The following is a 14,601-nucleotide window of genomic DNA, read 5'->3' on the forward strand; positions in this document are numbered from 1 at the left end:
GTCCTGTGAGACCGGCAGCTGATTTGCGGGAAACTGAATGACGAGGAAACTGAAATATCTGAACGAGATCGAGCGCTGCGTCTCCTGGCTCGCAGCCTGGACGATCCACCACGCCAACCACGTCCGCGAGGGCGATGAGATCAAGGTCGGGGGGCATCAGGCCTCGTCCGCGTCGCTGAGTACCATCATGACCGCGCTCTACGGTTCGGTCCTGCGCCCGCAGGATCGGGTGGCGGTCAAACCCCATGCGGCGCCGATCTTCCATGCACTTCAGTATCTGGCGGGCAACCAGACCCACGAAAAGCTCATGAACTTCCGCGGCTACAAGGGCGCGCAGAGCTACCCTTCGCGGACGAAGGATGTCGACGATGTCGACTTCTCGACCGGGTCGGTGGGTCTCGGCGTTGCTCAGACGCTGTTCTCGTCGCTGGTGCAGGACTACGTCTCGGGTCACGGCTGGATGAAGGAGCGTGCCGAGGGCCGAATGGTCAGCCTGATCGGCGACGCCGAGATGGATGAGGGCAACATCTACGAGGCCCTGATCGAAGGCTGGAAGCACGGGCTCAGGAACTGCTGGTGGGTGGTCGACTACAATCGCCAGTCGCTCGACGCCGTGATCCGGGAGGGCCTCTGGCAGCGTTTCGAGCAGATTTTTCGCAACTTCGGCTGGGACGTGATGGTCCTGCGCCACGGCGCTCTGCAAGAGGCTGCCTTTGCCGAGCCGGGGGGCGAGAAGCTGCTCGAGTGGATAGAGCGCTGTCCGAACCAGCTCTATTCGGCGCTGACCTTCCAAGGGGGTGCTGCCTGGCGCAAGCGGCTGCTCGACGAGATCGGAGACCAAGGGCCGGTCACCACTCTGATCGAACGCCGCTCCGACGACGAGTTGCAGGCGTTGATGACGAACCTTGGCGGGCATGACATGCCGAGCCTCCTCGAAGCCTTCGAGGCGGCGTCCAGGCATGACCGTCCCGTCTGCTTCATCTGTTACACCATCAAGGGCTACGGTCTGCCGCTTGCCGGACACAAGGACAACCACGCGGGGCAGATGACGCCCACGCAGATGGAAGACTACCGCCTGCAAATGGGCGTAAAGCGGGGTGAGGAGTGGGACAAATGGGCGGCCGCCACCTTGCCGGAAGCGGAACTTGACGCCTTCTTCGCAAAGGCGCCGTTCTTCAGTGAGGGGCATAGGAGGCTGTCTGCGCCGTCGGTGCCGGTGCCTGAAACCCTTCCGTCACCGGGGCAGCCCGGCAAGCCGCTCTCGACCCAGATGGGGTTCGGCCAGATCCTGAACGACATCGCACGCGAGCGCAGTCTGCTTGCCGACCGCATTGTCACCACCTCGCCCGATGTGACGGTCTCGACCAATCTCGGTGGCTGGGTCAACCGGCGCGGCCTTTTCGCCCGGGAGACCATGGCGGACACCTTCAAGGCCGAACGCATTCCGTCGACCTTTACCTGGGAATTTGGGCCGAAGGGGCAGCACCTCGAGCTCGGGATCGCCGAGTCGAACCTGATGATCATGCTCGGGGCACTCGGTCTCTCGCACTCGATCAATGGCGTGCGCCTGCTGCCGATCGGGACAGTCTATGATCCCTTCATCTACCGATCGGCCGACCAGCTAAACTACGCCTGCTATCAGGATGCGCGCTTCATGCTGGTCGCAACGCCCTCGGGCGTGACGCTAGCGCCCGAGGGCGGAGCACACCAGTCGATCGGCACCCCATTGATCGGCATGGCGCAGGATGGGCTTTGCGCCTTCGAACCGGCCTTCGTCGACGAACTGTCCGTGATCATGCGCTTTGCCTTCGATTACATGCAACGTAATGGCGAGGGGGATCCGGATGAGACGACGTGGCTGCGTGATCAGACCGGAGGATCGGTCTATCTTCGCCTGTCAACCCGGCCGCTCGAGCAGCCGCTGCGCGACATGAACCCGGCGCTCGCGCGGGACATCGTCAATGGCGCCTATTGGCTGCGTCCGCCTGGGCCCAACGCGAGTGTCGTCATTGCTTATCAAGGCGTCGTCGCGCCGGAGGCGATTGCCGCGACGGGTCTTCTGGCGGAGGACCGGCGCGATGTCGGGCTGCTCGCGATCACCTCCGCGGACCGGCTTAATGCGGGCTGGCAGGCGGCGGAACGTGCCCGGCAGCGTGGCGCGATTGGCGCCCTGAGTCATATCGAGCGGCTGCTCGCGCCGCTATCGCGTGACTGCGGCATCGTCACCGTGATCGACGGCCACCCGGCGACGCTCGCGTGGCTCGGTGGGGTTAACGGGCATCGCGTGAAGGCGCTAGGGGTCGAGCAGTTCGGCCAGACGGGGACTATTGCGGACCTATACCGTCACCACGGCCTGGACACCAACGCCATCGTACATGCGGCGCAGGCGGTCAGTGCGGGACCGGCTGTTCGCTACCGGAAGGCGCTGCCTTGACCATGAGCGACCGGATGCTCCGTGGCTGGTACGGATCGGCTGTTTCCACGGGCGTTCCGGTTCGCTTCAAAGCGGACAGGGCCGGGACACTGTGGACGTTCTGATCGCGCTTGAGTAGCTTGTGCGACCCCCAGGGTCACCTGGGAATACGCAGGGAGGCGGCTTTTATTTAGCCTTGCGCCCAATTACGAATTCGATCCAATCCAGTCCGGAGCAAAAGCTCCGCGTCCTCCCGATTTTCGGCTTCGACGTAGCACCGCATTTCCGGGGCATTTCCGGATGGACGCAAATGCAAGACACGCTTATCCGCGAGAGTGATACGAAGTCCGTCAACATCGCTAACCTTGCTTACCACTCCAATCGACCCGACGAAGGCGGCGATGTTAGTTTCCGCTGTACGAAGGTATGTCATGAGGCGAGTGCTGCTTTCGACGGAAAAATTTTCCAAGCGATCCGCCGCCGCCGCCGGCAATTGAAAGGAACTGCTAATCTCCGACAGTGGCTGCCCACTTGTATTAACAAGGGAAAGTGCCGCGAGGATGGGGAGAAAACTGTCGCGTGTAGGTAGCGCTGGCAGTTTAGTTCCGTTCGGGTCAAAGTCCGTGCCGGTCAACAAACCACCGTTTGCTTCGAAACCAACCACGCGCTCGTGACCCGACGCAACCAAATCGAGCATGGCAGCAATAACAAATGGCGATCCAACCTTGGTACGCACGACTTTAAAAGAACCTGCGGTCTCGATACCAGAGTTTGATGTGACCGGCGTGACGACTGCCTTCGCTTGCAGGAAGTTCGCCGTAATCAGGCCTAACAAATCACCGCGAAGGGGGTCTCCGTGGTCGTCAGCTACCAGTGGGCGGTCACCATCGCCATCTGCCGAGACGACCGCATCAAGCCGATGCTCTTTGGCCCAGAGCTTGAACTGTTGAGCAGTCTCGTCAGAGACCGCTTCAGTGTCGACAGGAATGAAACCTTCCGAACGTCCCAGGGTTACGACCGTCGCACAGTGATATGAGAGAATGTCAACCAAGAGATCGCGCGCGACTGTGCTGTGCTGATATACGCCCACCGTTAAGCCCTTTAGAGCATTAATCTCCATAAGCTTTCGATTGCGCGCCATGAAAAAGGCCTTGCATTCGGCCTCCCGGTGCTGCCGACGTGCAACAGCACCTTCAAGGACGTATCCGCGCTTCTCCAGCTGCAAGGCGATGCGCGTTATCTCCCGCTCATCACCCTTGTCGATCTCACCGTCGGGTCGATAGAATTTTATTCCATTACGGTCGGCCGGAATGTGCGAGCCTGTGATCATCAAACAACCACTCTTACGCGCCTGAGCATACAGTGCCAGGGCAGGGGTGGGGACTGCGCCGCAATCGACTACGATGAAGCCGAGCGCGGACAGTGCCGCCGCACAGACGGCGGCGATGGCCGGACTCGAGGCGCGAAAGTCGCGCCCTATGAGTATCTCGTCGCCAATTCTGGCCAGGCCGGATTCCAGCAGGAATGTCGCGAATGCCGTTGCATATAGGGCAGAGGCGGCTCCTGCCAATTCTGTCGCCAGGCCCCGTAATCCACTTGTTCCGAATTTCATACCAAATCCGACGTTGCTAACCGGGTTTTGAAGGTAACATGCTCAAACTTTGGCTCGTCCGGAATGCCCATCGACAGATCCCTCGGACGAGAACAAGAAGTACATTCGGTTACCGTAGACGCGTTCGGTTATCGACGGTTACCCTTGTGAGGATTGACGCAGTCGGCGTCGGCGTGGGCAGCGCACCGTGACCTTCAAGGACGAGGTTGGAGCGGATGGGGTCCGGGTCCGGCGGGGCTCCTCGCGGCTGGCTCACATGAGCGCTATCGCCATCGAGTGATTGTCTCAGTCTACATTAGCTCTGGGTTCCGAAAGCGCGTACAGGCCTGAGACGCAGCAAATCCTCTTATCTATCGCCGTTCGGTGTAGCTCCCGTTTAGAAATGCATGATAGACACTCTCGATGCCTTCCATGAGAGTGATCTTTGCTGCCCACCCCAAAGTGCGCAGCTTGTCGACGCTCATGAGCTTTCGCGGTGTACCGTCAGGTCTAGAGTGATCATGCGCGATCTCCCCAGTAAATCCGACTACACGGCAGATCATTCTAGTCAGCTCTAGGATCGTGATGTCCTGTCCGCAGCCGAGATTGACGTGATCATGGTCAGAGTAGTTCTTCAGAAGGAAGACTAATGCGTCGGCGCAGTCGTCGACGTGCATGAATTCCCGACGTGGTGTGCCCGTGCCCCAGATGGTGATTTGCTTATCACTTATGAGCTTAGCTTCATGCGCTTTCCGGATCAGCGCTGGGATGACGTGGCTTGACTGCAAGTCATAATTGTCGCCTGGCCCGTAGAGATTCGTCGGCATAGCGGAGATGTAGTCGCGGCCGTATTGCTGGCGATAGGCTTGAGCCATTTTGATGCCGGTGATCTTGGCGACGGCGTAGCATTCGTTGGTGCGCTCTAGTGGCCCGGTCAAAAGCGCGCTTTCAGGAATGGGCTGTGGTGCCATCTTCGGATAGATGCAAGACGAGCCGAGGAAGAGGACGCGGTCGACATTGTTTTCGTGGGCTGCCGCGAAGATATTGGCCTCGATCATCAGATTGTCGTAAAGAAAGTCGACCGGATAGGTGGCGTTCGCGAGAATACCACCTACCTTTGCCGCCGCCATAATGATAGCGTCCGGTTTCATCACTGCCACGAAGTTTTCAACCTCGGTCTGTCGCTTGAGGTCTAGCTCTCCCCGAGGGGCGGCCACAACTTTGCAGTCTTCAGACGCGAGTCGGCGTACAACAGCGCTGCCCACCATACCTTTGTGGCCAGCGACCCACACGGTTTTTCCGTTCAGATCATACATTACGCTTCCTTCATGACTACAGATGTCTGCATGACCTTCAGGTCTTCGCGCACCATTTCCGCAGCAAGCTCGCGCACGGATGTCTCATGCACCCAGCCGAGCTTCTCCTTCGCCTTGGTAGCGTCACCCAGGAGAAGATCGACTTCCGTGGGGCGGAAGTAGCGTGGGTCCACTTGGACTAGGCATCTGCCGCTCGCTACATCATAGCCCTTTTCGCCGACACCCTTGCCACGCCATTCGATCTCGACGCCGATATCTTCGAAAGCCCACTCGACGAATTGGCGGACAGGAGTCGTTTTGCCCGTAGCCAGCACGTAATCATCCGGTTGATCCTGCTGTATCATCATCCACATACCTCGCACGTACTCACGCGCATGGCCCCAATCGCGTTGAGCATCGAGATTGCCGAGATAAAGCTTGTCCTGCTTGCCCAGGTAGATAGCAGCGGCAGCGCGGCTGATCTTGCGCGTCACAAAAGTTTCGCCACGAAGGGGGCTTTCGTGATTGAAAAGAATGCCGTTGGAAGCGTGCATACCATAGCCCTCGCGATAATTGACGACCATCCAGTAGGCGTAGAGCTTGGCGGCGGCGTAAGGGCTGCGCGGATAAAAGGGCGTCGTTTCGTTCTGCGGTACGGACTGCACGAGGCCGTATAGCTCCGAAGTCGAGGCTTGATAGAAGCGGGTCTTGTCCGTCAGACCGAGGAGGCGAATCGCCTCAAGAAGTCGCAATGTACCGATACCGTCCGCGTTTGCTGTGTATTCAGGTGTTTCGAACGACACCTGCACATGGCTCTGAGCAGCCAAGTTGTAAATTTCGTCTGGCTGAGATTCCTGAACCACGCGGATGAGGTTAGTCGAATCAGTGAGGTCACCGTAATGCAAGATCAGGCGCGGATCGGATTCGTGCGGGTCTTGGTAGAGGTCTTCGATACGACCCGTGTTGAAGGAAGAGGAACGTCGCTTAATCCCATGAACGATGTAGCCTTTTTTGAGAAGAAGACGGGCAAGATAGGCACCATCCTGTCCAGTTATGCCTGTAATAAGAGCAACTTTTCTGCTATCGCCCATTCTATTCCTGCTCTATCTAAAGTTTAAAGTTTCGGCTCCGGCTCGCCACGCCGACACAATGTGCGGCCCGCCCCGTGCCCTATGGAGCACTTCGACAGATGCGGCGCGAAGCTCGTCATTGGCAGTCTGCCAGCCGAGCACACCTGCTCTTGCTTGGAGTCACAGCAAAATAGAGTTGCGCCGCTAACTGGGATTCGTACATGCGGTCAGAGTGCCGCTCAGCTCACGCCGCGAGCGACTGTACTCCAAGCACCTTGCAGCTGATTTGCTCATCTATCAGCGAGTGAGGACGCCCTTCTTTCTTGCTTCAGCGTCTTCTAATGGGAATTGTTTGGATCAGTGAAATCGATTGTTTGGATAAAGTGCATCCACAGAATGGATGGTCTGACCGAGCAGCCGGGGCGCATCGCCGGCCCGGAGTCGTAGGTCCCGAGCTTCCGTTCGGGGCGAGGACAAAGTTCGTGGCCGCGAGCCCTCACCACAGCATCCGGCACAGGTCGTGCAGAACTTTGGGAGCAGACTGCAGATTCTGTCGATCAGCTGGTTCCAGGCACGTCGAGCTGTCGACCTCATCTCGCCCGGTACCGGTTGCTGTATGCAGCCTTGCACCCTTGGCGTCTGGCGTCGACGGAATGATTTGCTTCGGCAGGCAGTGTCGCAGCGTTTCCCGGCTGTTTCGGCTCTATTGGCCGGGCCCGCGTCAGCCGAGCCCCTTCGTCATGGCATCCAACACATGGATGGCCGGCATCCACTCAATAGATTTTACATATGCCGCGGAGGCCCAGTAGAGAAGGCGGAACCGGAAGCGAGGGCATCGGCTTCAAGCTGTGCGAGCGTCACGGGATTAGTGGGCAGTGCTGAGTGAGCTCTTCTGCCCTATGGCCCGGCCTCTGCCAAGCGCCCGGCGTCAGGGTCTACGTGCCAACTAAGGATACCAAGCCGGATGCAACCTCCTCTCTGAACGAGATTTCCGAAAATGCATGTTAGTGGATTGGAAAAGCGCCGGTTCGTCGTCTCTCGGAGGCGTACGGGGTTCGGTGATTGTCTGTGGTCATTGGCGGCCGCTTGGCGCTACGCGCAGCGGTCGGGACGAACTCTAGTCATCGACTGGCGGGGGGCCTGCTACCTCGACCAACCCTTCACAAATGCGTTTCCGGTGTTCTTCCAGCCGATCAATGACATCGCTGGCGTGCCGGCTATTTCCGACGACCGGATCAACGACGTTTCCTTCCCTGGTCCATTCTTCCCGGAGTGGTGGAACAGGCCGGCGATCGAGTGCCTTTACCGGCCAGATGAGCAGATTTTCCAAGAGCGCGATGAGTTGGGCGAGCTCTTTCAGGCCGAACACGATGTCGAAGCGAACACAGTAGTGTGTGACGCTTGTCTGATGTGGCGGTGCGATGAGGATGCAGAGCGGCAGGTGTTCCAGAGTGTCCAGCCTCGGCCAGAAATTCAAGCCCGCATAGATGCCATTTATCAGGAATGTTTCGAGGGGCACAGCATCATCGGGATTCATGTTCGGCACGGTAACGGTGAAGACATCATGGAGCATGCGCCCTACTGGGCCGATCCGGAGCTCGCCGTTCGGCAAGTGTGCGCTGCAATTGACAAGGCTAAGGCGTTACCGCACCCCAGGCCTGTGCGGCTGTTCTTATGCACGGACAGCGCGCGGATACTGGATCTTCTGTCGGCCAGGTTTCCCGATCTGCTCACTGTCCCGAAGCACTTCGGATCCAATCAAGGTGGCCCCTTACACACTGCAGCACTCGGGATTGACGGCGGAATTTCCGCCCTCGTTGAGATGTATCTTCTCGGGCGCTGCGATACCGTAATTCGGTTTCCCCCGACGAGCGCCTTTACACGATATGCACGCCTTTTCGCACCACGGGTAATTGAATTCGATCTGAAAGAGCCAAGTCGTTTGACTTTGATAGAAGGCAGCCAAGTCTCTGATCTCAGTTAAGACCCGCCACCTGCGCAATTCGGCAGACGCAACCAACAGGCATAGTTGAATGCGCATTTCTCACCGACGCCAGTGGAGGCGTCGTACATTACCGATACCGTCGTCATCTGACGCCGCCTGCAACGCGCCAGAACTTCGCTGTTACGCGGGGGCCGCAGACAAGCCAGAGCGACGGCGATCGTGACGCTGACGCTCGAAAGAACGCGGGCGATCACTCCAGAGACGAAATTGAGGTTGGTTATGAAAGTCATTCCCGTGATCATCAGCGGCGGAGCCGGATCGCGGCTATGGCCCGCCTCAAGGCAATCGCACCCCAAACCTTTCCTCAAAGTGGCGGATGGATATTCTCTCATTCAGCAGACTGTGCTGCGCGCCGCTTCGATAGAAGGTGTCGTGGAACTCGTCGCTGTGACATCCGGGGACCACCTCTTCCTGACCAAGGACGAATTTGACGAACTGGATTCCGTGGTCCTGCCACGCACCTTTCTGCTCGAGCCCGAAGCTCGGGATACGGCCGCCGCCGTGGCTGCAGCCGCGATCCATGCGAGGGCAACGCAAGGCCCTGACGCGATCCTGTGCGTCTTCCCGGCCGATCACCTGATTAGCAACCTGCCTGCGTTTTTAGACGTCATGGGCCTGGCCATGGAACATGCGAAGCTCGGGCGGATCGCCACATTGGGCATCACCCCAACCAGACCGGACACCGCATTCGGCTACATCGAAGCAGATGGTGAGAACGTCGTCCGTTTCGTTGAAAAACCGGATCTGGAGACAGCCAAAGCCTATGTCGCGTCTCAACGCTTCTTCTGGAACGCCGGCATCTTCTGCTTCAGTGCGCAAACCATGCTCGACGAGATGGTTTTGCATTGTCCCGAGGTGCTCCAGGCCGTCGCCGACAGCTATGAGAACGGCCGCGCCAGTCAATGCCAAGGCTTTGCCAAAATCGAACTCGCGCCTGAGCATTTCGGTTCCGCGCCGCGAATCTCGCTCGACCACGCTGTCATGGAGAAGACTAACAGACTTGCCGTGATTCCCTGCGACATGGATTGGAACGACATCGGATCTTGGAACGCAATGGCCGATTTGATCGCCCCCGACGAAAGCGGGAACAGGATACGCGGCGATGTGCACATGGTCGACACGACCGGCACCTATGTGAGCTCCGACAAGCGCGTCATCGGCACGGTGGGCGTAAGCGATCTGGTGATCGTGGATTCCCCGGACGCTTTGCTTGTCACATCCCGCGACCGCGTTCAGGACGTTAAGAAGCTCTTCGAGGGCCTCAAGGCTTCGGGACATGAAGCTCATCTGGTCCATAGCACGGTACACCGGCCCTGGGGTACCTATACGGTTCTGGAGGAAGGCGAGCGCTTCAAGATCAAACGCATCGAGGTGAAGCCCGGTCGCCAGTTGAGCCTGCAGATGCACTATCATCGTTCGGAGCACTGGGTCGTGGTCAGCGGCTCCGCCAAAATCGTCAATGGCGAGCAGGAGTTGTTCCTGGGGACAAACGAATCTACTTACATCCCCTGCGGCCATAAGCATCGGCTCGAGAACCCAGGCAGAATTGACCTGGTTATCATTGAAGTGCAGAGCGGCGATTATCTCGCCGAGGATGATATCGTTCGCTTCGACGACGAATATGGTCGAACGTAGATAACAGTACAAAAAACGTTAAACGGCGAGCCGTCGCTCAAGGATCTCTGTCGTGGGTTCTGGGCCTAACATTGACAAAGCAGCGGGCCGAGCGTGTCATAGTATCCGCCCCGCACTCTCATCAGGCACTCGATCCTGGTCGAAAACATCCGTGAGCGCTTGACAGCGCGCCGTCCGCGGTAACGAAGACTTCAGATCTTTTTAGGCGGACCCGTTGCTCAGCTGTTCAACGGCACAGCCGTATTTCAGCCTGTAGGCGGCAACGAAATCCTCATCGCTGCAGATGCAGCGGCCGCTGGAATCTTTGGCTTTCGGATCATGGAGGTAAGAACCAAGGGGGCGCAGTAGATTCACGCGAGTGCTGGTCGTCGGACTCATCGGAAAACCCGCACTATGCTTGACCAGGTCTGCGGCAAGCATGATCCCGGCAAGCGCTGATTGAAAGGCCATCGGAACCACGGTTCGAACGAGACGACTTCCATCGCTAAGCTGGAACCCGCCGCAGATAGCCTGCTGACAAAAGGAACGGAGGGGCTGGCCAACAAACGCGGCGAGCGGCCCAAACGGCACAGCCATCGCCGTAGCCACCCGAGCTACGAACTCATTGGGGACTCCGGTATTGGTCTGCAGGAGCGTTTTTACCTCATCGTGTGCTTCCGGCATTCCGAGTTCCTCCGCGACCAGTTGGTGTTCGTCCTTGGATTTCCCGGTCGGCATGTACATGCAGCAAAGGCAAGCCTGGCCGTCATCGAAACCATGCCGCGAGATGCCTAGATCTTGCTCCTGAGTCCAGGCGTTCGCGATCCATCGGGGCAGAGCACCTTGGACAGCTAGACGGTCGGCGGCGGTGTCAAGCGCCACACCCACTCGGTCGAATACCCAGTCGCCCCGGCGCGCAACATGTTCTGCCCACTTCATAGGGTGCGCCTCGACTTCAAGGGCGGTGGACCGAAGGGCGTTGGCTGCAAGGGCCGCCTTAGAGAGGCCGACCTCCGCCTGACCTGCCAACACGTAGCGCTGCAGGTTTGAGAGTTCGGTAGCTTCGTGGCCGGCGATCTATCAGTTGCGGCATTGTCCCGGCAGCCGCCTGAGGTTCGCCTGTGTCGTGTCACCTGCAAATTCGAACAAAGTCAGGACAACGACTTTGACAAATCTTAGAATCGGCGGATGATGCCCACTCAACTTTACCAGTGATTCACGTCTAGTTTGGATGCTGTGGCCCTACGAACGGATTGACGGCCGTTTAGGCTTTACCAGCTTCACCATTCAACAATTGATGGGATAGAAGTCATGGCCAAAGACTCTGCGCTTCTGTCTGAGCTGCATAAACTCATCGGGCAACGGATGGAGGCTGGCCAGATCGCGCAGCCAAGCGAAATCGTTGAGGAGATATTCAAAAGTAAACCTCTGACAGGCCCGCATGCCGACTTCTACAGAGCATTTGCCAAGAAAGAACTTGTGGGTGTCGTTACACGTATGTTGAAGCGCGTGGGCATGAGCGACGATCCTGCGTCCCCTCAGATGGTCCTTCCTGGCCATACTCGCTTAGTCAAATCGTATCCTGTGCTTCGGAACGGCGAACGGTCTCTGGTTCCAATAGGCCTCTGCACAACGGAAGAACTTTCTGACCACGTCTCGATTCTTCGAAAGCAGGCAAAGGGCTGCGAAAACCACGCTGCAGAATTGGTTGAGTACCTTGCCACCAAAACCACCCGGGCGAAAATTGAAGCGCAAATCGAGAGGTCTGAAAGAACCGTAGCCGAACCGGCATGATAGCCGATGTCGCTATTTCCACCATTTCCTCACCTACTTCAGAATACGCCGAAGTAGTGCCTGACCAGATTAGCGGAATTAAACCGTTTGAGATATTGTGGTCCCTGCGTTGTGGGGCACTTCTGATATGGATGTTTACGTCGAAGGAAAGGGGCCAAAGGGTGAAGCTGGGACGCCTTTCCGAATATCGCTTGAGCCGAGCTATAGACATCGCGACGCGCTCAGGCTGCTTTTCATCTTGGTTGCGGGAAGTGAAGATGTCGACAGGCCTACAGAGGAGGTCGTGAGCGTTTTTCGAGCTGAGAAGCGCTTGATGGCAATGGACTTCCTCGTCCGTTATCCTGACTATTTGGGTGACGCCCTGCTGGATCTCTATGAGGAGACCCGCGAACCCGAACTGCTAGAGGCAGTTCAGCGCATCTTCATCAACGACGAGCCTTCCATCAGACTGGTGCGGATGGTCCGCTGGCGGCACGGCGCCTATCAGAACGTCGAGGACGCCCTTGCAATGCTGAGCTACTACGGCTTAGCGAGACCGATGCAACTCGCCGGTGACGACGGCAAAATTCGTCGGTACGAGTACCTTATATTACCAAAGGCGATCTCGTTTCTGGAAAAGTGCGTTCAGGATTACCCGGAGTTGGCGTGGTATCGCGACCGATTAGCGCTGGTAATGCGAGTCGCCAGCGGCAAGAGCGGCTCCGCCCTAAAGGAATGGCAGTATGAGCACCCGCAATATGGAAGCACCATCCAGGGCGACGTGATACCGACTATCCAAGAGCAGGTCGAACAGCGTCTGACCAAATTCGCCGGATTGGAACCATGAGCAAGGAACGGATCATCGAGTCGACCGAGTACGGCTGGATAAGAGCCATAGCCGAGGATAGCACCAGTCCGGAGTCGGATGTTCGAAGCGCGTTGCTCAAGTATGGCATTCGCGCGCAGACTACTCCGCCGCGCGCCAAGAGCCTTCGCTTCGACGGCATCAAGTTGACGGGTGTTCGAGCCGAATCCGAGCGCGACGGACCGTTTCATCTGTCCTGGTCAGACCTAGGGATCGGCATCTGGGCCGTGATGTCCGAGCGCAATCTGCGAGGAAAGTCATCCATCCTGCACCTACTCAACGCAGCTATCCGCGGCGACTTTCCCGGTCGGGTGAAGCCCGACGTTTGGAAGTGGCTGGAAACCATCGAAGTCCGGTATTGTGTCGATGAAGTCCTGCATCGCATGGAGCTGCGCAAGCCTGCCGGCGAGGAGAAGGCGGCGGAGGGCAAGGCCACGCTGAGCCGGAGTGTCAGCGACGGTCAGTGGATCACGCTCTATGAAGGTGACGCTGGAGACGGGCTGAAGTCTCAGACCGAGCACCTGATGATGGAAGAACTAGATTTCCCGGTGATTTATGCCCACAACAAGAATACCGGCGGTCATCCCCATGGCTGGCCTCTGATAGCTTCGACGTTCTTCCTGTCGAGTTCTACTGAGCCGAAGGCACTGTTCGGCGATCTGCCCATAGACGGGCTCCCGCTTCGCCTGCTCCAACTGTTCATAGGGTTGCCGTGGGTCTCTACCTATAGTGCTGCGTTAACCGCGCAGAAGCAGCTCGAGCAGGCACTGGCCGATAGGCCGAACCATTCTGGCGTGAGCGTAGTGCTCGATAGCAGGCTTATCGAGGTTGAGGGCCAACTCGCCAAAGCGAAGGAGGCTCGTGGCACCGATGACCGCAGCGCAAAAAGGCTGGAACTGGCGCGCCTCGATGAGGAGACCGTGACCGATAGGAAGGTGGTCGAGACCGCTCGAATAGCCTTAGAGACGGACACGGCGACCGTCGCGGCCGTCACAGTCAGCTACGACGACGCGCGGCGAAGGCTCAAGCAGCTCGAGGACGAGCGGTCGGCAGGATACTCGTTCCGTCAGCTCAACCCGACTTGCTGCCCTGCCTGCGAGGCAGCGTTCGAGGAGGCCGCGCCTGCGGTTCAGCACGCAGACCACAACACCTGCGCCTTGTGCAAGAACGACTTGCCGGTCCACGAAAACGATCTGGATAGCGATCGCATCCAGTACGCGCAGATCCTGGTTGAGGAACTGGCTTCGTCGCTCCAGATCGCCAAAGCCAAGTTCAAAGCCAGCGAGAAGACAGCAAGGGAGGCGACCGAACGCCTCCGCACCGGAATGAACAGGATGCGAAACCTTCAGGACGCCATCTCAACGTTGCCGACCGACCCCGAACTCATCGTTGTGCAGTTGGAGGCCCGGGCCGAGCAGCTTCGGGAACTGGTCGCCTCACTGCAATCGCCTGCCAACGACGACACCGAGACGCAGAGCGAACTCAAGATCCTTCGTGCCGCTACTGACGCCAGTAAGACGCTGATGACCTCTATGCAGTCGGACGTTCTGACAGAGATCGCTGATTCGGTGATGTCCCTCACGAAGAAGTTCGGTGTTTCCCACATCACCAGCATGCACCTCGACGGCGGTGGGAGGCTGAAGGTCCACCAAGGCGGCGCCGATATCTATTTCAGCAACCTTACGATGGGCGAGAAATTGCGCATTAAGATCGCGACCTCGCTGGCGGCTGTGGAGGTGGCCAAGCGTCGCGGGCATGGCCGGCATCCAGGCTTGCTGATTATCGACTCGCCTGCGTCGGAAGAGGTCGTGAACGAGGACTTCGAGCAGATGCTGGACAGCGTTGCCTCTGCTGCGAAGGACATCGGAGGCGTTCAGATCATTCTCGGCACCATTGCTCGCAGCGCGGTGGAGGCGGTTGTGTCTATTGATCATCGGCTACACGCTAAGGGGGATAAGTACCTCTTCTGAGTGGT

General features: G+C 58.3%; 10 protein-coding genes. 6 read left to right on the forward strand and 4 right to left on the reverse strand.

The annotated features are described in order from the left end of the window. Positions 1-37 precede the first annotated feature (37 nt). Positions 38-2,434 (forward strand): transketolase, encoded by a 2,397-nt coding sequence (locus tag NKH95_RS22200; RefSeq protein ID WP_352893168.1) that lies wholly within the window; start codon positions 38-40, stop codon positions 2,432-2,434. Positions 2,435-2,603: 169 nt separating this feature from the next. On the opposite strand, the gene NKH95_RS22205 is transcribed toward NKH95_RS22200, so the two are convergent. The 3 genes from NKH95_RS22205 to gmd form a co-directional block, all read right to left on the reverse strand. Then, positions 2,604-4,025 (reverse strand): phosphomannomutase, encoded by a 1,422-nt coding sequence (locus NKH95_RS22205; RefSeq protein ID WP_352893172.1) that lies wholly within the window; start codon positions 4,023-4,025, stop codon positions 2,604-2,606. Between the two features lie 350 nt (positions 4,026-4,375). Next, positions 4,376-5,320: a GDP-L-fucose synthase gene (gene fcl / locus NKH95_RS22210; protein WP_023689384.1), complete on the reverse strand. Its 945-nt coding sequence runs from the start codon at positions 5,318-5,320 to the stop codon at positions 4,376-4,378. Then, positions 5,320-6,390 (reverse strand): GDP-mannose 4,6-dehydratase, encoded by a 1,071-nt coding sequence (gene gmd, locus NKH95_RS22215; protein ID WP_023692482.1) that lies wholly within the window; start codon positions 6,388-6,390, stop codon positions 5,320-5,322. The genes fcl and gmd overlap by 1 nt, the downstream gene beginning before the upstream one ends. Before the next feature lie 976 nt (positions 6,391-7,366). Here gmd and NKH95_RS22220 point away from each other — a divergent pair. Continuing rightward, on the forward strand, positions 7,367-8,353 hold the full coding sequence (locus NKH95_RS22220; protein ID WP_023711832.1) for a nodulation protein NodZ: 987 nt from the start codon (positions 7,367-7,369) through the stop codon (positions 8,351-8,353). A 240-nt stretch (positions 8,354-8,593) separates the two neighbouring features. Beyond that, positions 8,594-10,009 carry a mannose-1-phosphate guanylyltransferase/mannose-6-phosphate isomerase gene (locus NKH95_RS22225; protein WP_352893279.1) on the forward strand — a complete coding sequence of 472 codons (1,416 nt, stop codon included), beginning with the start codon at positions 8,594-8,596 and terminating at the stop codon, positions 10,007-10,009. A 201-nt stretch (positions 10,010-10,210) separates the two neighbouring features. Here the strand turns inward: NKH95_RS22225 and NKH95_RS22230 are convergent, their stop codons facing one another. Next, on the reverse strand, positions 10,211-10,927 hold the full coding sequence (locus NKH95_RS22230; RefSeq protein ID WP_352893176.1) for a hypothetical protein: 717 nt from the start codon (positions 10,925-10,927) through the stop codon (positions 10,211-10,213). Between the two features lie 372 nt (positions 10,928-11,299). On the opposite strand from NKH95_RS22230, the gene NKH95_RS22235 reads away from it, so the two are divergent. From NKH95_RS22235 to NKH95_RS22245, 3 genes are all read left to right on the forward strand, one after another. Then, positions 11,300-11,782, forward strand: a complete 483-nt coding sequence (locus tag NKH95_RS22235; protein ID WP_352893180.1) for a hypothetical protein — start codon at positions 11,300-11,302, stop codon at positions 11,780-11,782. Between the two features lie 313 nt (positions 11,783-12,095). Continuing rightward, entirely contained in the window at positions 12,096-12,608 is a 513-nt protein-coding gene (locus tag NKH95_RS22240) for a hypothetical protein (RefSeq protein WP_245260670.1), read from the forward strand. Next, the gene (locus NKH95_RS22245) at positions 12,605-14,596 is read left to right on the forward strand and encodes a hypothetical protein (RefSeq protein ID WP_023711827.1); all 1,992 of its coding nucleotides are present in this window, start codon (positions 12,605-12,607) and stop codon (positions 14,594-14,596) included. The genes NKH95_RS22240 and NKH95_RS22245 overlap by 4 nt, the downstream gene beginning before the upstream one ends. Positions 14,597-14,601: the final 5 nt, after the last annotated feature.

Origin of the sequence: Mesorhizobium sp. M0848, assembly GCF_040319805.1 — a bacterium.
Classification (GTDB): domain Bacteria; phylum Pseudomonadota; class Alphaproteobacteria; order Rhizobiales; family Rhizobiaceae; genus Mesorhizobium.